This window comes from Pseudomonas sp. SDO524_S393, from assembly GCF_054071875.1.
The window spans coordinates 26,564-49,570 of sequence record NZ_JBSVVZ010000006.1 but is presented as its reverse complement, the minus strand read 5'-3'; the positions used below and the strand labels follow the sequence as shown (position 1 = coordinate 49,570).

The window sequence follows — 23,007 nt, the reverse complement described above, 5'->3', positions numbered from 1 at the left end:
AGGCCCGACGGCTCATTTGCGCTCCGTTCCCAATACCCGAGGATGCTCAGGCCGCACCCGAACGTGTCGCCAGCAACGGCATGTCTGCTGCACGCGTTCTTGAAATCGGGTTTTAGCGACCTATGCAGTGATTATCCGACAGGTAATGGATCAGCCGGCTTTGCCATTTGAGCAACTGAATCGCCCCAATGCAGCTCATCGTCGTCATCTATTGTTCATTGGTTGCATGCGCCCTTTCGCTCGCCCGTAGCGTCGTCATCTGACGACCATCTGTTGTCACAGCGTGCGTCTGACGAATGCCCCCTGATGCTCAGTCGTCATCCGTCGTCGATCTGCCGCTGCCGTTATGGCACACAGCGAAGAGCCGAGGCCCTGTAGCCATGCGGCTGCAACGACGACACCTCTTCACGACACCCCTTACCTGGACAGCAACACCCCTTTACAACATCCCTTAATCTGTACAAGACATCCTGAACAACCTGAAACCCAGTAACCACGCTGGCTGCAGCGACGACACCCCTTCACGACACCCCTTACCTGAGCGACAACACCCCTTTACGACACCCCTTAACCTGTAGAAGACGCCCTGAAAAGCCTGAAACCCAGTAACCATGCGGGCTACAGCGGCAACACCCCTTCACGACACCCCTTCGGCCAAAATCGGCAGATTCTCTCTATGTGAGGTGAACCGTCAGACTCCCATAAGCAAGAGAGGCAGTGTGAGCATAATTTTTTGAAACCCGTGTCGCGCAGCGGGTATGAGCGCTGCGCAGGTCGCCCTGGAATTCAATCAGCCAGGTACCGGCGGAAACGGATTTCAGGAGGATGAAATCCTTGGGATTGGCACAGCAGGTGAGAAGCTGGATTCAGTGCAAATTTTCAGCCCAGAAGGAGCAAGACATGGAAGCGATTGAGCTACTGGTTTATGCGGTCATTGGCGTGGTTGGCACTTTGGGAGTGGCTGCGGTGATTGGCTACAAGGTCGCTGATCATCTCGATAAGAAACATCACACCGACTGATATGTCAGCACACCGGCATGCCCGCAGCCGCTGACTTGGGATTCGCCAGTGCTCGGGTAACGTTCAGGCATGTGCCAAGTCCAGCAGGTTCACGTCATGAGCAAAGTTGAGTGTCAGTGCTGCAAGAAGATGATGGTTCCAAAGGTGGTCACCAGCGCGCCGTTCTACATCAGCGGAGTACCCGTGGGCGGCCGTGACCCTGAGTCGTCCGTATGCCCCTTTTGCCTGTCGCCGAAGTGGATGCTCACCGAACATCAGGCTCTGGCTGCCGGCAAGGCCAATGCCGAGTTCTACGGCCTTATGGTTCTCGCACTGGTGAACATCGTTGCGTTCGTCCGTTTCGGTGAAGTGGCGGGCGGTATAGCACTTGCGGTGTCAGTCGCAACCGTTTTCATGCGCGCCAGAATGATTCGAGCCCTGCGCCGTCGCCTGGGCCGTTAAACGAGCCAGTTCACCCCTGGCGACCGCAATTCTACCCAAGCGGAGAATACAGCCGGGGTAGAATTCGCACGGATGTCACTACTGCTCGACAGCACGTAAAACTGCGTCGCTACTCGGTCATTTGATCGCGGATTTTAAGTACTGTGGTGTTACTGCCCCCTGCATGGCGAGCGGCAGCCCGAATCCCGAGGCCAGCGCCGAGCAGCTCACCAATGCGCTGATGCAGCCCCCCTTCTCAGGCCGCCCTTTTGTAAGCACCGAAGTTTTGCCCCTCCAAAGGGGAAGGTTGGCAGTCCGAACCTGCCCTGGGACACCATATAATTCGGGCCTCTCAAGACTTTTTCCTGATAGATCGGTTTGGTCGTGACAGCAGGGTGGCAGCAGTAGGCAAAAGAAAGCCCCGCCGGACAATGCTCAGGCGGGACTTTTTATTCCAAAGACTTTCGGGGCGAAGATTACCCATCAACCAGTATGAAGGGTGTAAGCCTGCAACGAGTCCGGGCCCCCGGTGCGGATCAACTCGCCTCCTTCAATCCACATTTGGGTCGATTGATAGGCGCGTTGCAGCAGCTGATCGGTCTGGCTGAAGTCGAACACTGAAGCGTCCAGTGGACACAACGGCGCGACCGTTAGGCAATTGCACAGACTTGCCCACCCATTTGCATTCGCTCTTACCAGCACACTTCGTGGCCGTGACCGGTAGAGATCGACCGATTCTGTTGAAAAAGTCGGTTTTCCCAAAATGCTCGCGTACTGATGGGGGAAAACACCTCTTTTGCGCGCTGCTATGTGAAATCCGGGGCTGGAAGCCTCTCTCTCTGCTGAAAGCAAGGATTTCAATCTCAGGCGTGTACTTTTCTGCCGTGGGAACCAAGCTGGACTTTTTCAACAGAATCGGTCAGAAGCAGGTATTCAAAATGCCCCCCAGAATAGGGCCGACTTACTGAGTCGTCGCGGCCAGTTAACTTGTCAGTGGGGCATTTCAGGTCGTGCAGTCTCTTTCTCGCTTTACCACATCCAGCCCACCCGCTACTGTGACGTGAACGCAGTCACAGTTTGTTGCATGACACCAGGGACGGCTTCAGCAAGTGAAGCAGCGTCTTAGGCGCCTCTTAAGCCCCCGCCATCCCATCTGTCCTGACTCGGCAAGCTCGGCCTGCATCCGCCTCTACGTTTCCCGATGGATGAATTACATGACGGTGCAATCTCCAGCCAGCCGGCCTTTGACAGTCAATGAAAGGAAGCTCGTACAGGACTGGATACTGGATCTGGTACCTGGAGACGGAGCAGCAGTAGGCAACAAGACCCTCAAGCAGCGGCTTGAACAGAAAGCAGAACTTCATGACTTCGCGGTTACTGACGAAGACTATTGGTTAATTAGGGAAGAACTGATCGCACGAGGCAAACTGCAAAAAGGCAGCGGCCGGGGCGGTTCAGTGTTCCGCTTCGACACCAACTGGAAACCTAGCGCCCAACAGACATCCATCTATGAGCAATCCAACTGGGAGGATCTGGATGAGCCGGCCAGCGACAGCCCGGAAAGCCTGGAAAAACTGCGCAGCCGCCTTTTAGACCTCAGTGCGAGAAACCGGCTTCTGAATTTCTCGCATGCTCGCTCCAAGCGCTTCGCGCGAATTATCGACGAACTCCCCGACCATCTTTTTGAAACGCTGACGACCGACCAGACAATGCGTTTCGCGCCGGTTCCCGAGCCGACAGAGCGCCAGTTAATCGAACAGGGCTATCTCAAGTACGACGAGCAAACCGGCAGTGTCAGCGAGCTTAAGAAACCGCCAACTGCGGAGACCTGGGCGCAGATTCTTGGCATGGAAACCAGCTACGAACTGCCAAAAGGATCGGAAGTGCCCAGCGACAAATACGCTGACGATGCCATTCAAACCCTGTATTACCCAACTGAGCTGGAGTCACGACTGCAGACCCTGCATGCGCAGTCGCGCCTATCGCTCGATGAAACCGGCGCCAACATCCTTTACCTGGCACTAGGATTCCTCGAATGGGATGAGTCAATCGTCGGGAAGAATAGTGCACGCCTTGCCCCACTGATGCTGCTACCCGTCCGCTTGGAGAAAGGAAAGCTCAACCCCAAAACAGCGACCTTCGACTACGAGGTTCTTTACACCGGCGAAGACATCCTCACCAACCTCTCGCTCAGGGAGAAACTTCGTCGAGATTTTGGCATTGCGCTGCCACGTATCACCGAAGACCTACTGCCAGAGGAGTACTTCACTCGAGTACGGGACACAGTTCTCGAAGTGAAGCCGGACTGGAAACTGCACCGCTTTGCCTCCTTGGGCCTGTTCGAGTTCGGCAAGCTGATGATGTATCTGGATCTTGAGCCTGGCAAAAACCAAGTGTTACTCCAGAGCAGTCTGGTTCAGCGGCTGATTGGCCTGGCAGAGAGTGAACGGCCCGAGTCCACTGCCAGTGGATTCAGCAGCGAGCACGCTATCGACCAACTCCAAGATGTGCACCGGAACTATCCACTGATCGATGACGCAGACAGCTCACAGCACAGTGCATTGGTCGATGTGATGCGCGGCGAAGACCTGGTGATCGAAGGGCCGCCTGGTACAGGTAAATCGCAGACCATCACCAACATGATCTCCGCAGCGATGGCGCAGGGCAAAAAAGTGCTCTTCGTTGCTGAAAAACGTGCTGCATTGGAGGTTGTTAAGAACAGACTCACGCGCGCTGGGCTGGGAGAGTTCTGCCTGGAGATACACAGCCACAAAAGCCAGAAGAGTGCGGTGGCTGCAAGTATTGGGCAGCGCATAAGTAATCGAGGTAGCTACCGTGAGCCCGGTCAGCTGAACGATTTGATCAACAACTACGAGCGACTGAAGCAGCAGCTCAATGATCATGTCCGGCAACTGCATAGCCTCCATGCCAATACTGGGCTAACTGCTCACCAGATCCTGATGCAAGCCACGCGCTTACGTGAAAGCTTGACCATCCGACCTGCTGACTTCCATCCCTCCAACGCTGTCAGCCTGGATAAGAGTCAGGTTCATGAGCAAGCGGGTTATTTTGCCCACATCTACACCAAAACTGCACAGGAAGCCGGCCAGAGCGGCAAGCTTGAAACTCATCCATGGTTTGGCTGCACCAAAACGCAAATAAGCGGACTAGAACGATCCGATATCTTGCTCCAGCTGAAAAACACTATAGACGCACTTGATGAGTTAAGCGCAGTGCGAGCCAAGGCCTCGACTGACCTTAAAGCAGCTGATGCTGCCTCGTTCTCCCCCAAGGCCATCCAGCAGTTGGCAAGCGCATTATCGGCAATGCCAATGCCCAAAGGAGACGAAGACTGGGACTTGATCAACCGACTCGATGCCTCTAGCTGTGAGGCGCTCCAGGCCTGGTTAGAAGGCATGGATCAGTTGATGGAGCAGCAAATTGCCCTGAACCAGGCCTTGCACCCCAGTGTCATCGGCTCTCCTCAAGCCCTCGAATTGATTAAGAAATCCTGCGCGCAGATACGGCAGCACAACGATAGTAGCAATCTGAAACTAGATGACCTCCTAGAGTTGATCCAAGAAGCCCAGGAGCTCATTGATGAAGCCCCCAAAGCTCAGTTGCTGATACAAACCATCGCGAAAGCGCCAGCTACTCAGTCGCTCAGAACAGACAAGCAGGGCATCGAGCAATTGAGCCTGTTGCTTGAACTCATGCTGCAAATGCCCATCGCCTTGGCGGAGTGGCGCCACAAACGCTTCGAAGATGCTTCGCTGGACAGAGTTTTACCTGAGCTCAGCGAACTTTTAACCAATATCAAACAGCTCGAAGAGCAGTCCGCCAGCGTCTTCATACTTGACCGACTCCCGGATCACACTCGCCTGGAGGACCTGCAGCGAGTGCTTGCAGACGGCTCGCTATTCCGCTGGTTCAAGAGCAGCTGGCGCTCAGCCAAGGCAGAGGTTCTTGCCATGGTACGGCCAGGTATCAAGCTGAAGTCAGCCCTTCAAATACTGCCGGACGGAATCGCCTACAAACGCAACTATAACCGCCTAGCGACCGACTCAACCTACCGCGAGGTGCTCGGCGAGCACTTCAAGGATGTGGGAACCAAAACCGCTGATCTGATTGCCCTGCGTAACTGGTACCGTGCGCTTCGGGACAAGTGTGGGCGCGGCTTCGGAGGCTGCGTCTGGGTTGCTGAATACCTTCTAAAAGAAAACCCCCTGGTGCTGGAGCGCCTGCTTGGTGAAGCTAGCGAGCTAAAAGAATACTTCTCGGACGTAATGTCCCATCGCAGTGAGCTTGAAAGCACTCTGCCTTTGAATGGTCACCAGCTAAAATCAGAAGACTTGCTGGCCCCCAACGGCCTATACATGCGACTCATCAAGGAAATAGGTGCCGCGCTCAATGCGCTTCTGCCGCTCATTAGCGAACAGGCACCGACCACCGGCCGCGTACTGGCGCTCGCGAAAGCCGTTGAGAACTGGCAGGAACGTGCCGCAGCTCTGCACAACAATGCCGAGCTGCTCGCCTGCCTTAAAGGAGAAGAGCTGCCTAGCTTCGACAATCTGGCCGAAGCGCGTGGCCGTCTGATCGCCTGGCGCCACACCGTATCGTTCGTCCGCCCGATCATGGCGCTGTCGATACGCCACCTGCTAGTACCCCAGCTCTCAGTCTGTACCACCAAACAGGCCGAGCAGTTAGTTGGCAACTGGAACGCCCTGAGCCAGCAGCTGGCTACCGCGCTGCAGGCCTGGGAGCAGGCGTTGACCGGCTTCATTAACGCGGCTGAAGTAGAGCCGGATCATTGGTGGAAGCACGTCGATCAGGACGACCTCACCTGCCTCAATCAACGCATGCAATGGGCAGCGCAGAACGAGGAGCTGATTGAACACTGGCTGGAATACCGTCGCCTACGCAAGCGACTTGCTGATTTGGGCTTTGAAGCAGTGATCTTCGCGGCCGAGAACCAAACACTAACGGCGGATAGGGCCAAAGATGCCTGCCTGCTGGGCCTTATGGATCTCTGGGCCAAACAAATACTCGAAAACAATCCGGCGCTGGGGCAGTTCTCCGGCAAGGACCAAGAGGCCATCCGAGCTCGCTTTGTCGAGATAGACAATCAGCTCACCAAACTTCAACGTGAGCAGTTGGCCGCTAAGATCGATCAGCACAAGGTTCCAGAAGGCAACAACTCTGGCAAAGTCAAAGATCGCACCCAGCTCGCCTTGCTGAAACATGAGGCTGGCAAGAAAACTCGACACGAATCCATTCGCTCGTTAATGCTGCGCGCCCCTGAAGCACTACAAGGGCTGAAACCCTGTTTCATGATGTCGCCCATGGCAGTCGCTCAGTACCTGCCCGCCGGCAAGGTGCACTTCGACATCATCGTCATGGACGAAGCTTCGCAGATGCGACCGGAAGAAGCCCTAGGCGCCATCTCCCGAGGCAGCCAACTGGTCGTCGTCGGCGATCCCAAACAGCTGCCTCCTACCAGCTTCTTCTCCCGTCAAGGTGGTAATGACGACGAATACAGCGACGAAACCTCTCTGGCTCAGGATTCGGAAAGTATCCTCGAAGCGGCCATGCCGCTGTTCAAGTTGCGCCGCCTGCGCTGGCACTATCGTTCGCGTCATGAAAGCCTGATCGCCTTCTCCAACAAAGCTTTCTACGACAGCAACCTGGTGGTCTACCCATCACCTCACCGTGAATCGAACGAATTCGGCGTGAAGTTTGTGCGGGTAGCTCGCGGGCGTTTTGTTGAACAGCGCAACATTGAAGAAGCAGAGATCATCGCCAAAGCCATCGAGCACCATTTGCTACACCGCCCCGAAGAGTCGCTCGGCGTCGTCGCCATGAACGTCAAACAAGCCGAACAAATTGACCGCGCCCTAGAGCAGCTCGCCAAACAGAATCCAACGCTGCAGGAGGCCCTCAGCCGTAACAAAGAAATCGATGAGCCGCTGTTCATCAAGAACCTGGAGAACGTCCAGGGTGACGAACGCGACGTTATCTACATCTCCACCACCTATGGCCCAATGGAGATCGGCGGTACCGTGCCGCAGCGCTTTGGCCCCATCACCGGCGCAGATGGCTGGCGCCGCCTGAACGTGCTGTTCACCCGCTCCAAGAAGCGCATGCAAGTGTTCGCTTCTTTCACCGCCAGCGACGTGGTTGCGACTGGTACATCAAGCCGTGGCGTGCTTGCCCTGCGCGACTTCTTGCAATTCGCCGAATCGGGACATATGCCCCATATCCGCGAAACGGGCAGATCCTCAGACAGCGACTTCGAAGTCGCTGTTATCGAGGAACTAGAACGCCACGGTTATCAGTGCGAGCCTCAGGTCGGTGTCGCCGGCTTCTTCATCGATCTGGCCGTTCGCGATCCTGGCCAGCCTGGCCGCTATTTGATGGGCATCGAGTGCGATGGTGCGGCCTACCACTCGGCCAAGTCAGCCCGCGACCGCGACCGCCTGCGCCAGAGCGTGCTGGAGCAGCTCGGCTGGCGTATCCGCCGCATCTGGTCGGTGGACTGGTTCCGCAATACCAGGCTACAGCTCGAACCTATCCTTCAGGAACTCGCCGCACTGCGTACCGAACCGGCCATGGAGGCAGAGCCAGAACAGGCCGAAGAACAGATCATCCAGCAAGTCGCCGAGGAGCAGAACCAGCACGCCGAACGTATCACCCAAGACGGAGATACCAGCTTGCGCGAGAGACTGCTCTACCTGGATCAGCAGATCATCCGCGCAGCCCTTCCCAACACGTCTGACAATCGCCGCCTGCTGCGCCCCGCCATGCTCGAAGCCCTGTTGGAGTTCAAACCGGCCGACCGCAGTGAGTTTCAGCAGCGGCTGCCGGGCTACCTGCGCGAGGGCACCGACCCTGCCGAGGGGCGTTTCATCGACGACGTACTCACCCTGATCGGTGACTACGCATAAGACATTTTCACAACCCTCTGCATGGCGTGGATAATCCACGCCAACGGCCGATATCCGCCGTCCGTGAAAGGCAGCAATGCGTCGTTTTCTGCCGATCATGGCTACGAAGCGTGCTGGTCAAATCCGATGCAATCGGTGGTCAGAACGAATGCAAATGCGTGCAATGTCGCAACCACACGTAGCCGCTTTTGACGCAGAAATAGCCAAGACCGAAGCTCCTGCGAAATCAGCCGTCACCGAGAACACGATTTTCACCGAGGATGCAGCCGAGAAGGCGCGCACCATTCTGACGGCCAAGCTGACTCAGCTAAACAGGGGCATCGACCCGAAAATCATGCAGGCAGGTATTACGCTGGCCGGCTACCATATTGGAAAAGGCGCGCGCACCTTTGCCGCTTACGTCTACGTCTACGCCAAGGCCATGGCTGAAGACCTCGGCGAGCTGAAGCGTGCCGGCTCCTGGAAAAGTGCTTTCAGGCGTTGGCCAAGTCCCTGATCCTGAGGACTGTGGTGGTTGAGCAGTTGGCGTGCCTGGCTGTTGCGCGGATGCCAAGGCCGGCACCGAGCAGTTCCGTAACGCGCTTGTGCAGATCTTCATCGACCGGCCGGCCCTGATACTTACCGGCAGCTTTGGCCTTCTCGATACCCTGGGCCTGGCGCTCGCGGCGTTGCTCGTAATCCTTGCGCGCAATGGCGGCCATCATTTCCACCAGCATCGAGTTGATAGCGCCCAGCATCCGCCCGGTGAACTCGTCGCCCTTCGTGTCCTGCATTCCCTGGTGACTGGTCGGCAGATCGAGCGCGACGATGCGCAGGCCCTTGGAATCAATCGTGGCCTTGAGCTTCTGCCAGTCCTCTACCGGCAAGCGGGAGAGCCGGTCTATCGACTCCACCAGCAGCACGTCACCCTTGCGCGCATCTTTGAGCAAACGCAGCAGCTCGGGCCGGTCTGCGGAGGCGCCGCTGGCATTCTCCAGATACACGCTCGCGACGACCTTGTTATGGGCGCTGGCGAACTGCTCAAGCGAGGCCTGGGCGCGGCTGGCGTCTTGTTCTTCGGTGGATGCTCGGAGGTATGCGCGAATGAACATGATGGGTCCCTGTATCAGTTAGGGTGTCCTACTAATTCTCTTGTACTATGGGTGTTACTTATCAAGCGAAAAGCCAAAATAAATGCGAATGTGCGTGTATCAGCTGAGGCATACCCAAAAAGATCGCCGCAGATTTGCGAAAACCTACAGCGATACATCCCAGCAGAATTATTTCCCTACGAAGTAGAACACTCTGCCCTGATTGAAGATTGCCGCAGGGATCGAGTTTTTCCTCAGCCGCTGGCCAGGGTGGTAGATGTAGATCCACTCAGGCAGATGCTGCGATGCAAGCAGCATGGCCTCCGACGTTGTCATGTCGTTCTTGTAGGCATCTAGCGTGAACTGGTTGTCACGTATGAATATCGGCCCGTAGCTGAGTGGCGATCTCAGAAAGCTCGGCGATTTAGCAATCTCTTCCCTGTATGCAATCGACCGCTCCGCATAGCTATCTGCCAGGGATGCATAGCTGAGGTGATGACCATCAGGATATTTACCGGTCTGCATTCGCAACTTCGATAGGCCATTGGCAAGAACTCTCTTGCGAGCATCTTCGACCTTACGCAATGCGAGAGAAGACGCAGCCTCCGGCGAGCTTGCCTGGTCAGCAGGTACCCACGCTACAACCTGAGTTGCACGCACCGGATCGCTCGACCCACCCGACAGCATCAAGCCCAAGCCAATTCCCGCTGCTGCGCCACCACTCAAGCTTGTAGGTGGCGAAGCGAAGCTAACCGCGCTTAATCCAGCATCCCCGAGCACTGTTCCAGAGCCGCTGGGTGGGCTCGCCCTTTCAACTGCCCCTGCCAACTCGATTGGAACGTCACGCTGCCCTGAAATCCCCATGGCGGTCAGAACATGCATAGCATCCGACCATTTTTCCCTCGGTACATCTCTCGGCTCAGGAAGCTGCGCAGTGCTAGTCCCCCGGGTGCCAGAACACCCAACCAGAAGAGCTACCGTCGCGGCCAGCAAGCCGATTCGGATCGTGGTTGATTTGTTACCCATGGCGCCACTCCCTGTTTTGATTGCCACAGCTTATGAAGGCCCTCTGGAAACCCAACTGCATCTGTACTCGATTTGTGCCGGCTTGGGTTTTCCATGAACTGGCATAGGGTGCTATGCAACTCAATGCACCGGAGATCCACCATGGAATTTCGTCACCTCGGTAACGGGCAGACGTTTCCTCCCATAGCACCCAACGGCCGGATTTACGCCGTACCTGTTACAAAGGAAAACCAAGTAGAAATTTTCTGCCTGACATCTGAAGGAATTGTTGGATGCGGTGTTACGGCCGACTGGGCTGATATCACTGGCGCCTACTACGACGATGAGTCTTGGGAAATCATCCTTCGCAATTACATCGGCAGGGGAATGCGCTTCCGGCGGGGAGTGCCCTGCGGAATCGTCGAAGAAGGCCACGAAACTCTCAAAACCAATATCCAAGGGTTCGCAATTCCAGTTTGCGTTATGAACCGCATCGCATTTGAGCAGAAAAAGCTGCATCCGACGTGACTTTGGCCTTGGGCTTTGAGAGCAGCCAAAAATCTGGTTGCGTCATGCGGCTTGTGCATGCCCCTGGTTGGGGGATTTTCAGACTTCTAATTTCCGTCGATTTTGTTGTCTGAAAGCGAAACACAAGCCTGGAAGCCGTCCGTAGGCTGTATCCGAGTAGTTAAAGGGAGTCGGATATGAGCAACAGTACCGTTAGACGCTGCTTACGCGAGCAAGCCGAGAACGACAAATCGATACGTGGCCGCTGCGCACTCGCTACCCCTGAATAACCAGGACTGACGACCCATGCGCTACGTAACCGTCAGGAAATTTGCTGCCGAGTCTGGCTACAGCGAGGACGCGATCCGCTCCAAGATCCGTGATGGTGTATGGCGGCTTGGTGAGATTTGGTTGAAAGCGCCGGACGGCCGGACGCTTATCGATATGGAAGGATATGAAACATGGGTAGAGGCGGGAGTGGGGTCAGGGCAGTCTCAGACTCGAGCATCGAGATCACGTTCATGTTCCGGGGTGTTAGGTGCCGCGAGCGCGTTGCGCTCAAGCCCTCCGCCACTAATCTGAAGAAGGCCCAGCAGCACAAGGCGGCGATCGAGCATGCCATCGCCCAGGGGACGTTCGACTATTCCGTCACGTTCCCTGGCTCTCCCCGGGCCGCCAAGTTCGCGCCGGAAACCAGCCAGGAAACGGCCGGTGGATACCTGACCAAGTGGCTGCAGGCGAAGAAGAAACATATCTCCAGCAGCACCTTCGAGGGGTATCGAAAAATCGTCGAGCTCCGCCTCCTCCCCACCATTGGCCACCACCTGGTCATAGACCTTAAGAGGAAGACGATCAAGGACTGGTTGGACACGCTGCAGGTGGGCAACAAAACGCTGAGCAATATCCAGAGCTGCCTGCGGTCGGCTCTCAACGACGCGGTCGACGAGGAACTGCTCGATACGAACCCGCTGGCCGGCTGGACATACGCCCGGAAGGAGGCTCCGCCGAAGGAGGACGACGTGGACCCGTTCACACCAGAAGAGCAGCAGGCAATTCTGGCTGCCCTTAGCGGCCAGGCCAGAAACATGGTGCAGTTCGCGCTCTGGACTGGTCTTCGGACAAGCGAGCTGGTTGCGCTGGACTGGGGTGATGTGGACTGGGTGCGGGGTGAGGTGATGATCAGCCGCGCAATGACCCAAGCCGCAGGCGGAGAGGCCGAGGTGACCAAGACGGCGGCAGGCCGGCGTTCAGTGAAGCTGTTGCGCCCCGCCATGGAAGCGCTCAAGGCGCAGAAAGAGCATACCTTTCTGGCTGACAAAGAGGTTTTTCAGAACCCGCGCACCCTTGAGCGCTGGGCCGGCGATCAGCCGATACGCAAAACTATGTGGCACCCCGCAATGAAGAAGGCCGGGGTCCGGTATCGGCGCCCCTACCAGACCAGGCACACCTATGCATCGATGATGCTTTCTGCAGGAGAGCACCCGATGTGGGTAGCCAAGCAAATGGGGCATACTGACTGGACCATGATAGCCCGCGTCTATGGTAGATGGATGCCATCAGCAGACATTGAAGCGGGATTCAAAGCAGAGAAATTTTGGTCATCAGCTCAAACGAAAAAAAGGGGTAAGAACGTTGGAACAATGCCTGGAAACTAAGGAGCTTTTCTATGCGGTCGCCAACATATATCCAGAGTTGAACACACAGGTCAGCTTTATCGAATCCACCTCTTTTTCGAAGCCGCCCGAAGAGAGCCTGAGGGAAGAGGGAATTGAGTTTGATTCTATTCTTCGTTTCAAAGACCCTTCAATACCCTCCTTAAGCGAAGTCGGATATACCATGGCCAACGCTGGAGGATTCGCTACGAATTACGTCAAGAACGACATCGTAGGAACCGCCATATTTCTTGATCAAGCACCTGCTGGAATTACAGAGATTGAAGCTCCGAATATCTACTGGGCTCTACAAACAGTTCTGCTTCATCACGAATTAATGCACGCTAAGAATTCTCCGATCAAGTCAGCACAGACCGTCTGACCTGTGCTGAAATAGCCCTCCGTCCAACTGTCCTCTTTAAGCCCGCCATCCCATGAGTCAGATGAGCTTTTCCGATTTCGAGTACGCCGGTAAGCGCAAGCAAACCCGTCGCGAGCGTTTCCTGGCCGAGATGGAGCAGGTGGTGCCGTGGAGCGGTTTGGTGGCGTTGATCGAGCCGCATTACCCAAAGGCCGGCGGTGGTCGCAAGCCGTACCCACTGGAAACCATGCTGCGTGTTCATCTGCTGCAGAACTGGTTCTCGTTGAGCGACCCCGCCATGGAAGAGGCGCTGTACGAGATCACTTCGATGCGCCAGTTTGCTCGTCTGACGCTCAGCGCTCCGATCCCCGAAGACACGACGATCATGAATTTCCGGCACCTGCTGGAGAAGCATCAGTTGGCGGCGGGCATTCTGGAAACCATCAACAATTACCTGCGAGACAAGGGCCTATCGTTGCGCCAGGGCACCATCGTCGACGCCACCATCATCCACGCCCCCAGTTCGACCAAGAACAATGACGGCAAGCGCGATCCTGAAATGCATCAAACGAAGAAGGGTAATCAGTATTTCTTCGGCATGAAGGCGCATATAGGTGCAGATGCCGAGTCGGGTCTGGTGCACCACATCCACGGCACAGCGGCGAATGTGGCTGATGTAACGGAGGTCGCTCACCTGCTGCATGGCGACGAAAATGTTATCTGTGCCGATGCGGGTTATACCGGCGTAGAGAAGCGACCGGAGCATGAAGGGCGGCCGGTGATCTGGCAGATTGCGGCTCGTCGGAGCATCTATAAACACTTGAGCAAACGAAGCGTGCTCTACAAGGCCAGACGCAAGATCGAGAAGGTCAAAGCGCAGGTGCGAGCGAAAGTCGAACATCCATTCCGTGTGATCAAGCGCCAATTCGGCTATGTGAAAACCCGTTTCCGTGGCTTGGCCAAGAACACGGCGCAACTGACCACGCTGTTTGCCCTGTCGAATCTGTGGATGGTGCGCCGGCAATTATTGCCGGCCGCGGGAGAGGTGCGCCCGTGAGGGCAGATAACCAAGGCTTTGCCTTGGTTTTCCAATAATCAGCGGCTGAAAATCAGGCTTTTCGGCATCCTCATGCCGTCAATTTTCGGCTGATGGCAACTTGTTCGGAGTTTCCCTAAGGACTTATACCTACAGAAGAATTTCAACATGTCAAATATGACAGTAAGTCTAGTCAAGGCGGAGATATATGCAGATGTGACGACCCTGCGTTTTTTTGAAAAACACAAGAAAGCTGGAGGCGAAACCTATAGAAATCTGTACGCTGCAGGCATTCTCGGGCGCGAGGACTCCGCAGTCTACAAGCAAATTTTTAAAGGCATCACCAAGAGCTTTCCCGAGGTCCAGCTGCGAGCCTGGGCGTCCATGAGCGTGTTACCTCCTGTACAATGACAGCATTATGGCAGCCTTGACGCTGCAGCCCGCGATAATCAAGGGTTAGACGCGGGTTCAAATCCCCCCGGCTCCACCATTTGATCAACTAAAGACGTCCACGGACGTCTTTTTTTGTGGCTGAAATCCAGTAAATACAGGGGCTTCTGCGCTTATGGGAGCTTTTGAGAGTTCCTGAGTTCCAGCCGCTTTGGTATCCCAGGTGGTATCCCGGACTGCCTAATGCTATTTTCAGGATACCAAAACGGTGCTGGAGGTAGCCCCATGCCTACTAACGCAACCCGCCTCTCCGATCGCCAGCTCAAGGCAGTCAAGGCAACTGGTAAAGACTTCGTCCTCAGCGACGGCGATGGCTTACAGCTTCGAGTACGCGCGAGCGGCTCAATGATGTGGAATTTCAACTACCGCGAGCCCCTGACCAGAAGCCGTATCAATATGGCGCTTGGTCCATACCCCGACCTCTCGCTTGCCAACGCCCGGAAGAAAGCCGCAGAGGCGCGTGAGCTGCTCGCTTTGGGCACTGATCCCAAAACCCAGCGTGATGAGGTAAGGCAAGCCAAACTTGCTGAGACTGAACACACTTTCGAGAAAGTGGCCACCGCCTGGTTCGAGCTGAAGAAAGACTCCGTAACCAAAGCCTACGCCGAAGACATTTGGAGATCGCTGACACTCCATGTTTTCCCAAGCATGAAAACAACGCCGCTTTCTCAAATCACTGCTCCGATGGTTATCAAGATCCTTCGCCCAATCGAGGCCAAAGGGAGCCTCGAAACCGTGAAGCGATTGAGTCAACGACTTAACGAGATCATGACCTACGGGGTCAACTCCGGGCTGATATTTGCGAACCCCCTCAGTGGTATTCGGGCGGTGTTCAAGAAACCCAAGAAAGAGAACATGGCTGCGCTACCACCTGAGGAGCTTCCCGAGCTCATGATGGAAATCGCGAACGCCAGCATCAAGCGAACGACCCGCTGCCTGATCGAATGGCAGTTGCACACAATGACCCGCCCTGCCGAAGCAGCCACCACACGATGGGCAGATATCGACTTCGACAAGCGCATTTGGACCATTCCGCCAGAGCGCATGAAAAAGCGTCGGCCGCACACGATCCCCCTTACCGATCAGGCACTTTCGTTACTGGAGACCCTCAAGCAACTCAGCGGCAACAGAGAGTACGTGTTCCCCTCAGATAGAAACCCCCGCACCCATGCCAATAGCCAGACCGCCAACATGGCGTTGAAGCGCATGGGCTTTCAGGACCGTCTAGTCAGCCACGGCTTGCGCTCGATGGCGAGTACCATCCTGAATGAGCATGGCTGGGATCCGGAGCTGATCGAGGTCGCGCTGGCGCATGTCGACAAAGACGAAGTTCGTAGTGCCTACAACCGGACGGATTACATCGAACGCCGGCGTCCGATGATGGCTTGGTGGAGTGAACATATCCAGAAGGCGGCCACCGGCAGCCTGTCGGCATCTGCCATCAATCAAACCAGGGACCGCAATGTCGTACCAATTCGCTGAACATCTAAAAGGTACGCGACACCGGCTACCATCAGTGTCGTGTAGCAGGGCGAAAGGAGTGACGACAGTCGCTAGATCTTTGGTATGCCTGCGCCTCTTCAGCCAAGTCCCTGAGTATGGGAAGGCTCCGCATTCCCATACTCAGGGACTCACGCTTAAAGGTCTATCAGGCAAACACGACTTTTGCCTTTCTTCGGCGGATCAACCCTGCTGTTAAGTCGTAGTAGTAGACGGTAGCTGGAGCTGAGCATCGCAGGTAGTGCTCCAGAAACCATCTCACGTGCTTTTCTCTCCAGGACCAGGGAGTCGCGCAACCCCAGCGCTCACGAATCACCTCGTGCATCCTTTCTGCTTGCCTGATGTGCCGCTGCTGCGTGGCATGTGCACCTTTGAGCACGGGGCGCAGAAACAACGCTATGTCGAACTCGGCCATCATCGCCGACCTCCGATGTAGGCACTCACCACATCGATGCGGTTATGTCCCAATTCGTGGCTGATCTGCTGTCGTGCACGCTGATCAAGCTCTCGATCTTCTCGATGAACACGACCGCCATTGACGGGTGTATTCAAGCCAGTCAGTTGCTCATAGCGCTCACAGGCGTAAGCCGCCCGCAGCTCATGAAAGCCTTTCAATCCATGCTCATGCAAGATGTCCCGTGCCGGTCGCACAACTGACTGCATAAACTTTTTGTAGCTCTCGCTGGGGGCCAACAGGTTCCGACTGCCACTGGGTGAAGCCTCCCAGGCCCTATCCAAGGCGCCATGGATTTGATCAGTGACCACGATCCAACGCGGTGCTGAAGCGCCTGATCGACCGCCTTTGGTGCCGTCCTGGATGTTGATCTTGCCCAGTTGCCTGGCCTCACGTTGCAGTCGGGGCAGGTCCGCCAAGATCGCCTCACGCAAGCGCATGCCGGTCTCCCGGGCGAGGAGCACGATGGCACTCACCCTCGGTTGCTGTCGCTCTGACAGCGCTTGCGCAATCAGCCTGACCTGCACACGGTCTTGGCCTTGTGGGGCCTCACTACGCACGCTTGAGCGCTGCAAGCCCAGCGCCTTGCTCGGACTGGGAATTTTGACGTACTGATCACCGCGCAGCGCAGCCATCGTTCGGTTCACGCTGGACAGTCGGTTCTGTGCGGTGGCAATGCCGACGTTGCCCTGATCAACCTGCTCACGCACATAAGTGGCGTACCGCATGAGGATGTCACGGTCGATCTGTCGCGCGTCATTCAGCCTCGGCCCTTCCTCGGATAGACTCCAATTCAAGAAGGCCTGCCAGCGATCGCTATGGGCTTTGACGGTAGCAAAATGGCCGTCGCCAAACAGATCTTTCAAGGCTTGCGGTCCGGCATAGCTGAGCTGGCGACCAAAGCCGAAATTGCGCCCCACTCGCTTACCGACGCGAGCCATTTTTCTGTACCTGATCGACTGCAGCGAGCTCATGTAGAAGGGCTCGCCAGTGTGCGCTCACGATGGCGAACTGGGCCCAATCAGTAGGGCGAAAACACAGCGTGTTGTCGACGACGTAGAGATGCGCGCCTTCCTCTTTCAACCACTGAATGATGACTGTCGTCGAGGTGATAGTTTTACGGAGGGTGGCGACAGCGGCGACAACCCTTGCCTTGTCTGCCTTTGAGCGTGGCGACAAAGTGGCGACACTCGCGGCGACAAACCGCACTTTTGGTTCATTTTGGCGCTGAGCCAGATGGTTACGCAGCGCTTCATCAAGATTGAACATGACGCACCTCGAAGGTTTGGCCATCGGTGATCAACCACTGATGATCAATCAACTCGACCAGCAGCTTGGCGGCATGGCGACTGCTCTTACGAGCAAAGCGGGGCCCGTTGCGGTTCAGGTCTCGAATACTAAAGCGCTTCCAATCTTTGACCTGCAGCCAGCGCAGCAACCGGTCCGCCTCTTCCTTTACCCGGCACACCGGTTCCTGTTCGGTCAGGCGTTGGATCTCGGCAAGGTAATAGCCAATTAAGGTCGAGGCCCGTTGGATGTGGTCGACCTCCACGACACTGCTCTCCTCCACCACGGCCAAAATGCCAGCGACACGCAGCAGGTTTTCGGCAGCCTTCGATCCGCTGGGCCGTACGCTGGCCAGCTCGCCAAACTCACCCAACTGGGATTCGATGGCATCGTGTAAATCAATCCAGCGACGACGAGCCAACGGACTGAGGTTCAGTAGTGATAGCTGTAGAGCACCGTCAGGGCTAAGTGACCACGGCTGACGAAACAGGGCCGAAAGACGGTGGTGATAGCGTTTTAGGGCGGCGTCTTTGGACAAGTCGACGGCCTGGTAACTGCGCTGTCCGGCCAGGCTGGTAGGCCAGGTCATCAGGCAGCGACCGAGAATACCTTGCCCCTGCAGCAACGGGTCACTGAGTAACTGCATGGCCAAATACGGTTGCAGCATCAGGTGCAGGCTCAAGCGCCGGTCATAAGCCCGTAGGCTTTCGCCTGCCATGGAGCGCGCTCGATCAATCGGGCTACCGTCCCAGAGTGACGACAAGGTCGTGACCGCTTTCAAACGGTGATCCCGACTCATGGTGCTGCTGCCGAGGAACTGTCCCCCTTCATCGCAGAACAGTCCCATGCTGGGCAGGTCATGGCAGAGCCCCTTGATCAGCGCTTCGATCGTCGGGTCCGTGGTGATCAACCTAGGTGCAGAGGGCTCCGCTTCGAGCGGTACGCCGTTTGTGGGGGCGGGATCGACAGGGTTGGCACGTTGCGCCTGTCGCTGCGCTGCGAGGTACCGAGCAAGTTGTTCGCGGTAGCGCTGCCACTGCTCACGCTCCCATTGCCGTGCAGGCAGCAATGCACATCGATCTGCCGCGGTCTTGCGATCACCGGATGCGGCCATTGTGATCAGGTACAGCGACAGGGGATAGTTTCTCCCGTCGAGCTGTAAGCCCGCATGTCCTTGGGTGGCCAGCGCCGTGGCAGCCAACACCGATTGCGCGGCCAGCGCCTGGGGCACGCCGATGACCTCGGCCATTCGCTCCACCGCAGGCCCAAGAATCCCACCCAGTGCCTGGACTGGATAAGGCTGGGCCACGGGATTCGACTCAATCAGCGGTCGAGGCGGTCGTGGTAGTTCAAGCTTCGGATCTACTTGCTGCATGGGCCCTCTCCTCGTTCATTGCTGGTTGTCCTCACGTAGTCCCGCCACGGTTGTTGAGTGTTATCAGGGATCAAGGCCCCTGCGGCCTGTGAGGTGTTCACTGACGCGGAACGGACGGCTCCTTACGACCGGGAGCAAGGGCATGAACCCATGAATCTGGCCTCCTTAGACGCATCCGAAAATGCGGGCAGGTAGAGGCTGTGCCGACTGACGAGTTCGACACCTGGAGATCCTGGGTGGGAGAAGGCAAAGACATGGACACCTGGGGCATGCCTGACTGTCAGTCAGGTGCAGCCTTTCCATAGGCTGCAGCACCGGTGCCTGTGTCGTTGCGGATGGTGACGAATCGGATTTGTCAGGCCGATTGTCACGAGGAGAGTTGCGGCAGTGCCTTGTACGATGTGGCTTGCAGCAGTAGTAGGAGCGCCCGTCTCTTTCCAGGAGAAAGAGACGGGCGCGGATTGGCGCAGCAAAGTGTGCCGAGAGGTGAGGTTGCCGCAGTGCAGCGAGGTAGGCCTATCGTCTGCCGCGGTGGACAGATCAGTCGAGTAGGCATCCATCACTCTTGGGGAGTGACCGTGCGAGCCTCCGGACGCTAATCGCACTTCGGGGGAACCACCAAAAAGTGGCGTAGCCTTGAAGGTTCTGGCTACCTGGGCTGGTGCTGTCAACGACAGCGATCCGTGCCCCATTTTTTATACCCACTCGAAAAGGCGGTCAAGCGTCACGGCCAATATGCTCAGAAAGTGGCGACTGTCGCCACTTCTGTCGCCACGCTCAAGGTCACGTTCTGCATGGGTTGTCGCCGCTGTCGCCGGTGTCGCCACCTCTCTAGCCATAGCCCTACGACAAGCTCGACTCTGACGCTGAAACTGCGGTGTACTCGATCGAGATCGTGGGCATTTACTGGCGGGTAAAAGAAGGCGTGGCGCTAATCAAATTTGAAATGGGAGGATGGAACTAGGTGGCTTCGAGAAAAAGCGAGTGAACCCGCCGATCGGCGCGATCAAAGATCGCTTGATCGGAGGGTTTGGCGGGAAAAGAAAAGTCTCAAGCGTCAATTAGAGCCTCAAGCATCGAAACTGGTTGGTCGAGATGCAGTAGCTTCACGGAGATTAAGCAGCGTCTGCTGCAAGCGCAGCAGAAAACCGGCCTCGAACGCTTCTTGAAAGTCCCCAGGGCGATGACGTTTTCGGTTCTGCGCCAGAGCCCCCCACAACGGTAATGATGAGCCTTCGAGCCAGGTCTCAGCACACCGAACGCCATCCTTGATCGTCGGAGCGAACTCATCGCCCCAGGGGGGTTGGATCGCGGGCGAACCTTCAGCGGAGGGGACAGACAAGCCGCATACCATTAGTCCCCAACTCATAAAACGGACGCAGGTAGTCTCTCTGCCACAGCCGTGTACTGATTGCTTTGAACTAGCTGATTCCCACTGAGCTGAGTCGGAGCTGTTATCGATTTTTGGAGGTTTGTATCAATTCTTTGACGAATCTTACTGAAATCGAAAGGCGCGAACGGTTGTGCCAAAGAGTCCTGCACCACCAATAGTCGCGCTGCCTACAACTTAAATAAATTTCGAAATTGCTGCAGTATTACGATATGTCTCAGCCACATATTTCGGTACGTGTGCCAGGCTCAGTACGGAATATTCAACTGCAACTGGTGGATCTGCACCGACCTTGGGTGAACGATATGCTTTAAAATCCGGTTCTCTTGAACTGCCGGCTGCTCGGGGTAATCCGCAAAATGATCATTGCTGATTACATAGGCGCCCGTGTCGAACTCGGCAGCAGCAAGCAATCCTTCATCGGCTTTAATTTCCGGGGGCATCACGATGACGTTAGCCTCGGGAAACATTTCCTTCAGCGCGAAGTCATCCAGCGATAGACGCTGGCGGATGCCTGGATCGAACATCAACGTCACGTTGTAGCTTTTAGAAAGGTGCGGCACCAGTGCCTTCAATGCGGCCAGACCAATGAAACGCCCCTTACCTTGCTCCATAGGTTCGTAGCAAAGGTTATTGCCATCGATTATCAGCGTCCTAATTTGCTTATCCAGCAGCCGAATGATGTCTTTCAGACGGGACTGTAGTTTATCGGCGTCACGTTGCAACTTGCGTTGTTCGCCGTTCAGTCTACTAAGGACGGCACCTGGTCTACCATTTTGAAAACAAGCCTCGCAACGCTGGTGGATCATCGCTTTTTCGCGAGAGGTCATTGCACTACTCAACTCTCTTTCAAAGCCTTCAGCTTGAGCAATGTCACGCTCTATTTTGGCCAACTCACTGAGTGCACATTTCCATTTGCGCAGCACCTCGCCGGCCATCGACTCCCAATGCTCACTTGCACGGCGGGTTTCTTCGATCTCGTCTTGCAATCGCGCCAACTCCTGACTCTTGCTCGCCATGGTCGCCTGGGCTTCAAGCGGATTCAGGCCACGATGGCGAAGAAGCGACTCGGTTAGCTTGCATACATCCTTTTCGTAGGCATCCAGCATGACTTGGTCATCGGCCGCAGATTGGCGGAGAGATTTAAGAAGGGACTCAAGCTCAGTACATTGTCGATGGGCAACGGTTTGTTCAGCCGACCGCCAGAAACTGGAGAAAAAGCCCCCCGCGATCTCCTTTAACTCGTCCAAGCGCTGCTGAGATGACATAATCTTATGCTTGTGTTCAGCCAGGCGATTGGCGACCATCTGCACTGCACGTTTGGCATGCCCCAGTTTGGTATTAGCGTCTTCAATATCGAACGTGCTGAACCACTCCAGGTCGGACTTCCACCGACTGATGTCGTCGATCATCTGCACAGCTTGAAGTGTTTGCTGCGCCAGACGGGTAGCATGCTTGTTGGTGTACATAACTCATCCCTTAATTGATTGTTTCGCCTGATGCACTTCTGATTGAGATCAGAAAGCGGGGGGCGTCTTGCGCTGCCCTGCCCGGTAAACGGCCTTGCCTCCTAGTTGCAGCGCGACAACCATTGCAGCGCCGGCGGCGAAACAGATTGCATTGGTCAGTAAAAACTCAAGTGGTGAAATCGTAGGATTCATCAACGAATACTCCAGTTGCGATTGAGCGAAAGCGCTTTTACCGGCTTGTCACCCGTGCACCGCAATTGCCACAGAACTTAGCGTCTGCCGTGAGTGGAAAGTGGCATTCTGAACAGGTCGGCTTAAGCAACATCTTCTGGCGCATGTGACCGATCTGAATTACACAGGGGACGGTTACCCGGTAGGCCGGGCTGGCGAGGTCGAAGGCAGTCCAGATCCCGGTGATCGCCCAACCGACGGGGCCTGTGAGAACTGCCAAACCTCTGCCCAGAGTCGCACCACCGGCGAAGACCACGCCCCGCCCCACAAGGCTGCTCATTGTTGCGCTCGCTACCATGGCAGAGAGGGAGTAAGCCGTGAGCCCGGAGGCACTCAGGCTGGCGATGAGCGTGGCGAGAGCGCTCGGACCCATCCCGGCGCGGTATCCGGGTCCTACTGACTCGAAGAAGGTAGCTTTGTCTTCCTCGCTCATACGGCTGAGCGATTGCTCAATTACTTTCACGATGATTGCCATCTCTAAATCGCCGCAACTGGCGGTGCTGATCTTGGCTACGCCAACATGATTTGCAACGTCGCTGAGCATTTCTTTGTAGGGGACACCGCTGCCCCCGCGGAAAAGGTTCATCAACGAGTTACCGCCAAAGCGTGTCAGCTCTTCTGCCACCAAGGCGCGCATGAATTCATTGACTTCGCCTTCCTTGCCTGCAACCAATTGTCCGCACACTGTTGAGGACAGAGAGACCCGCCCCTTGCCGTTGTCGGTGATGACGTCAATAAGTAGCCTGACATCATCTGCGCTTGAGCTCATCAGCACATCTGCGAGGTCCGCATCGTGAATCAGTGCCATGCTAGAACTCCTTCTGAATTTGGATGAA

At 56.1% G+C, this 23,007-nt stretch carries 19 protein-coding genes and 2 pseudogenes; 9 read left to right on the top strand and 12 right to left on the bottom strand.

The window, feature by feature from the left end; translation table 11 throughout:
• The first annotated feature begins 1,116 nt into the window (after nucleotides 1-1,116).
• Nucleotides 1,117-1,461, top strand: a complete 345-nt coding sequence (locus ACW9IB_RS04545; protein ID WP_071984703.1) for a hypothetical protein — start codon at nucleotides 1,117-1,119, stop codon at nucleotides 1,459-1,461.
• Between the two features lie 109 nt (nucleotides 1,462-1,570).
• Here ACW9IB_RS04545 and ACW9IB_RS04540 read toward each other — a convergent pair.
• Together ACW9IB_RS04540 and ACW9IB_RS04535 are read right to left on the bottom strand one after the other, a co-directional pair.
• A pseudogene (locus tag ACW9IB_RS04540) lies at nucleotides 1,571-1,687 on the bottom strand (recombinase family protein); the annotation flags it as partial.
• A 236-nt stretch (nucleotides 1,688-1,923) separates the two neighbouring features.
• Nucleotides 1,924-2,088: pseudogene (locus ACW9IB_RS04535) on the bottom strand (patatin-like phospholipase family protein); the annotation flags it as partial.
• Between the two features lie 566 nt (nucleotides 2,089-2,654).
• Here ACW9IB_RS04535 and hhe point away from each other — a divergent pair.
• Together hhe and ACW9IB_RS04525 are read left to right on the top strand one after the other, a co-directional pair.
• The gene (gene hhe / locus ACW9IB_RS04530; RefSeq protein WP_081366131.1) at nucleotides 2,655-8,384 is read left to right on the top strand and encodes a DUF4011 domain-containing anti-phage protein Hhe; all 5,730 of its coding nucleotides are present in this window, start codon (nucleotides 2,655-2,657) and stop codon (nucleotides 8,382-8,384) included.
• A 76-nt stretch (nucleotides 8,385-8,460) separates the two neighbouring features.
• A complete protein-coding gene (locus tag ACW9IB_RS04525) occupies nucleotides 8,461-8,880 on the top strand; it encodes a hypothetical protein (protein ID WP_457412542.1) in 420 nt (139 codons plus the stop codon).
• Here the strand turns inward: ACW9IB_RS04525 and ACW9IB_RS04520 are convergent.
• Together ACW9IB_RS04520 and ACW9IB_RS04515 are read right to left on the bottom strand one after the other, a co-directional pair.
• Nucleotides 8,858-9,475 (bottom strand): recombinase family protein, encoded by a 618-nt coding sequence (locus ACW9IB_RS04520; RefSeq protein ID WP_071984705.1) that lies wholly within the window; start codon nucleotides 9,473-9,475, stop codon nucleotides 8,858-8,860. The genes ACW9IB_RS04525 and ACW9IB_RS04520 overlap by 23 nt on opposite strands.
• 168 nt (nucleotides 9,476-9,643) lie before the next feature.
• Nucleotides 9,644-10,480 (bottom strand): hypothetical protein, encoded by an 837-nt coding sequence (locus ACW9IB_RS04515; RefSeq protein WP_071984706.1) that lies wholly within the window; start codon nucleotides 10,478-10,480, stop codon nucleotides 9,644-9,646.
• Nucleotides 10,481-10,621: 141 nt separating this feature from the next.
• Between ACW9IB_RS04515 and ACW9IB_RS04510 the strand changes: the two genes are divergently transcribed.
• From ACW9IB_RS04510 to ACW9IB_RS04485, 6 genes are all read left to right on the top strand, one after another.
• Complete coding sequence (locus ACW9IB_RS04510) at nucleotides 10,622-10,987, top strand: hypothetical protein (protein ID WP_071984707.1); 366 nt, start codon at nucleotides 10,622-10,624, stop codon at nucleotides 10,985-10,987.
• Nucleotides 10,988-11,427: 440 nt separating this feature from the next.
• Complete coding sequence (locus ACW9IB_RS04505; RefSeq protein ID WP_071984708.1) at nucleotides 11,428-12,621, top strand: Arm DNA-binding domain-containing protein; 1,194 nt, start codon at nucleotides 11,428-11,430, stop codon at nucleotides 12,619-12,621.
• Entirely contained in the window at nucleotides 12,599-13,000 is a 402-nt protein-coding gene (locus ACW9IB_RS04500) for a hypothetical protein (protein WP_457412541.1), read from the top strand. The genes ACW9IB_RS04505 and ACW9IB_RS04500 overlap by 23 nt, the downstream gene beginning before the upstream one ends.
• A gap of 52 nt (nucleotides 13,001-13,052) precedes the next feature.
• A complete protein-coding gene (locus ACW9IB_RS04495; protein ID WP_340612749.1) occupies nucleotides 13,053-14,036 on the top strand; it encodes an IS5 family transposase in 984 nt (327 codons plus the stop codon).
• Nucleotides 14,037-14,183: 147 nt separating this feature from the next.
• Nucleotides 14,184-14,426 (top strand): hypothetical protein, encoded by a 243-nt coding sequence (locus ACW9IB_RS04490; RefSeq protein WP_457412540.1) that lies wholly within the window; start codon nucleotides 14,184-14,186, stop codon nucleotides 14,424-14,426.
• A gap of 264 nt (nucleotides 14,427-14,690) precedes the next feature.
• Nucleotides 14,691-15,947, top strand: coding sequence for an integrase domain-containing protein (locus ACW9IB_RS04485; RefSeq protein WP_457412539.1), 1,257 nt, complete (start codon nucleotides 14,691-14,693; stop codon nucleotides 15,945-15,947).
• 166 nt (nucleotides 15,948-16,113) lie between these two features.
• Here ACW9IB_RS04485 and ACW9IB_RS04480 read toward each other — a convergent pair whose 3' ends face one another.
• The 8 genes from ACW9IB_RS04480 to ACW9IB_RS04445 all read right to left on the bottom strand — a co-directional run bounded on the left by ACW9IB_RS04480 (nucleotide 16,114) and on the right by ACW9IB_RS04445 (nucleotide 22,979).
• Complete coding sequence (locus ACW9IB_RS04480) at nucleotides 16,114-16,383, bottom strand: hypothetical protein (RefSeq protein ID WP_457412538.1); 270 nt, start codon at nucleotides 16,381-16,383, stop codon at nucleotides 16,114-16,116.
• Nucleotides 16,380-17,360 (bottom strand): integrase domain-containing protein, encoded by a 981-nt coding sequence (locus ACW9IB_RS04475; protein ID WP_457412536.1) that lies wholly within the window; start codon nucleotides 17,358-17,360, stop codon nucleotides 16,380-16,382. Before ACW9IB_RS04475 ends, ACW9IB_RS04480 begins: the two co-directional genes overlap by 4 nt.
• Entirely contained in the window at nucleotides 17,344-17,688 is a 345-nt protein-coding gene (locus ACW9IB_RS04470; RefSeq protein ID WP_457412534.1) for a hypothetical protein, read from the bottom strand. The genes ACW9IB_RS04475 and ACW9IB_RS04470 overlap by 17 nt, the downstream gene beginning before the upstream one ends.
• Nucleotides 17,675-19,081: a YfjI family protein gene (locus ACW9IB_RS04465; RefSeq protein WP_457412532.1), complete on the bottom strand. Its 1,407-nt coding sequence runs from the start codon at nucleotides 19,079-19,081 to the stop codon at nucleotides 17,675-17,677. The genes ACW9IB_RS04470 and ACW9IB_RS04465 overlap by 14 nt, the downstream gene beginning before the upstream one ends.
• Nucleotides 19,082-20,150: 1,069 nt before the next feature.
• The gene (locus ACW9IB_RS04460) at nucleotides 20,151-20,435 is read right to left on the bottom strand and encodes a LasR-specific antiactivator QslA (protein WP_457412579.1); all 285 of its coding nucleotides are present in this window, start codon (nucleotides 20,433-20,435) and stop codon (nucleotides 20,151-20,153) included.
• 284 nt (nucleotides 20,436-20,719) lie between these two features.
• Entirely contained in the window at nucleotides 20,720-21,940 is a 1,221-nt protein-coding gene (locus ACW9IB_RS04455; protein WP_457412531.1) for a hypothetical protein, read from the bottom strand.
• A 48-nt stretch (nucleotides 21,941-21,988) separates the two neighbouring features.
• Nucleotides 21,989-22,132, bottom strand: a complete 144-nt coding sequence (locus ACW9IB_RS04450; RefSeq protein ID WP_177434924.1) for a hypothetical protein — start codon at nucleotides 22,130-22,132, stop codon at nucleotides 21,989-21,991.
• A 37-nt stretch (nucleotides 22,133-22,169) separates the two neighbouring features.
• Nucleotides 22,170-22,979, bottom strand: coding sequence for a hypothetical protein (locus ACW9IB_RS04445; RefSeq protein ID WP_457412529.1), 810 nt, complete (start codon nucleotides 22,977-22,979; stop codon nucleotides 22,170-22,172).
• Nucleotides 22,980-23,007 lie beyond the last annotated feature (28 nt).

Coding starts and splice junctions, on each gene's coding strand:
- ACW9IB_RS04495 (WP_340612749.1), top strand. CDS start 13,053: ATGAGTCAGATGAGCTTTTCCGATTTCGAGTACGCCGGTAAGCGCAAG.
- ACW9IB_RS04480 (WP_457412538.1), bottom strand. CDS start 16,383: ATGATGGCCGAGTTCGACATAGCGTTGTTTCTGCGCCCCGTGCTCAAA.
- ACW9IB_RS04520 (WP_071984705.1), bottom strand. CDS start 9,475: ATGTTCATTCGCGCATACCTCCGAGCATCCACCGAAGAACAAGACGCC.
- ACW9IB_RS04455 (WP_457412531.1), bottom strand. CDS start 21,940: ATGTACACCAACAAGCATGCTACCCGTCTGGCGCAGCAAACACTTCAA.
- ACW9IB_RS04505 (WP_071984708.1), top strand. CDS start 11,428: ATGGGTAGAGGCGGGAGTGGGGTCAGGGCAGTCTCAGACTCGAGCATC.
- ACW9IB_RS04510 (WP_071984707.1), top strand. CDS start 10,622: ATGGAATTTCGTCACCTCGGTAACGGGCAGACGTTTCCTCCCATAGCA.
- ACW9IB_RS04525 (WP_457412542.1), top strand. CDS start 8,461: ATGCGTCGTTTTCTGCCGATCATGGCTACGAAGCGTGCTGGTCAAATC.
- ACW9IB_RS04475 (WP_457412536.1), bottom strand. CDS start 17,360: ATGGCTCGCGTCGGTAAGCGAGTGGGGCGCAATTTCGGCTTTGGTCGC.
- ACW9IB_RS04460 (WP_457412579.1), bottom strand. CDS start 20,435: ATGGTATGCGGCTTGTCTGTCCCCTCCGCTGAAGGTTCGCCCGCGATC.
- ACW9IB_RS04545 (WP_071984703.1), top strand. CDS start 1,117: ATGAGCAAAGTTGAGTGTCAGTGCTGCAAGAAGATGATGGTTCCAAAG.
- ACW9IB_RS04465 (WP_457412532.1), bottom strand. CDS start 19,081: ATGCAGCAAGTAGATCCGAAGCTTGAACTACCACGACCGCCTCGACCG.
- ACW9IB_RS04445 (WP_457412529.1), bottom strand. CDS start 22,979: ATGGCACTGATTCACGATGCGGACCTCGCAGATGTGCTGATGAGCTCA.
- ACW9IB_RS04490 (WP_457412540.1), top strand. CDS start 14,184: ATGTCAAATATGACAGTAAGTCTAGTCAAGGCGGAGATATATGCAGAT.
- ACW9IB_RS04450 (WP_177434924.1), bottom strand. CDS start 22,132: ATGAATCCTACGATTTCACCACTTGAGTTTTTACTGACCAATGCAATC.
- hhe (WP_081366131.1), top strand. CDS start 2,655: ATGACGGTGCAATCTCCAGCCAGCCGGCCTTTGACAGTCAATGAAAGG.
- ACW9IB_RS04470 (WP_457412534.1), bottom strand. CDS start 17,688: ATGTTCAATCTTGATGAAGCGCTGCGTAACCATCTGGCTCAGCGCCAA.
- ACW9IB_RS04485 (WP_457412539.1), top strand. CDS start 14,691: ATGCCTACTAACGCAACCCGCCTCTCCGATCGCCAGCTCAAGGCAGTC.
- ACW9IB_RS04515 (WP_071984706.1), bottom strand. CDS start 10,480: ATGGGTAACAAATCAACCACGATCCGAATCGGCTTGCTGGCCGCGACG.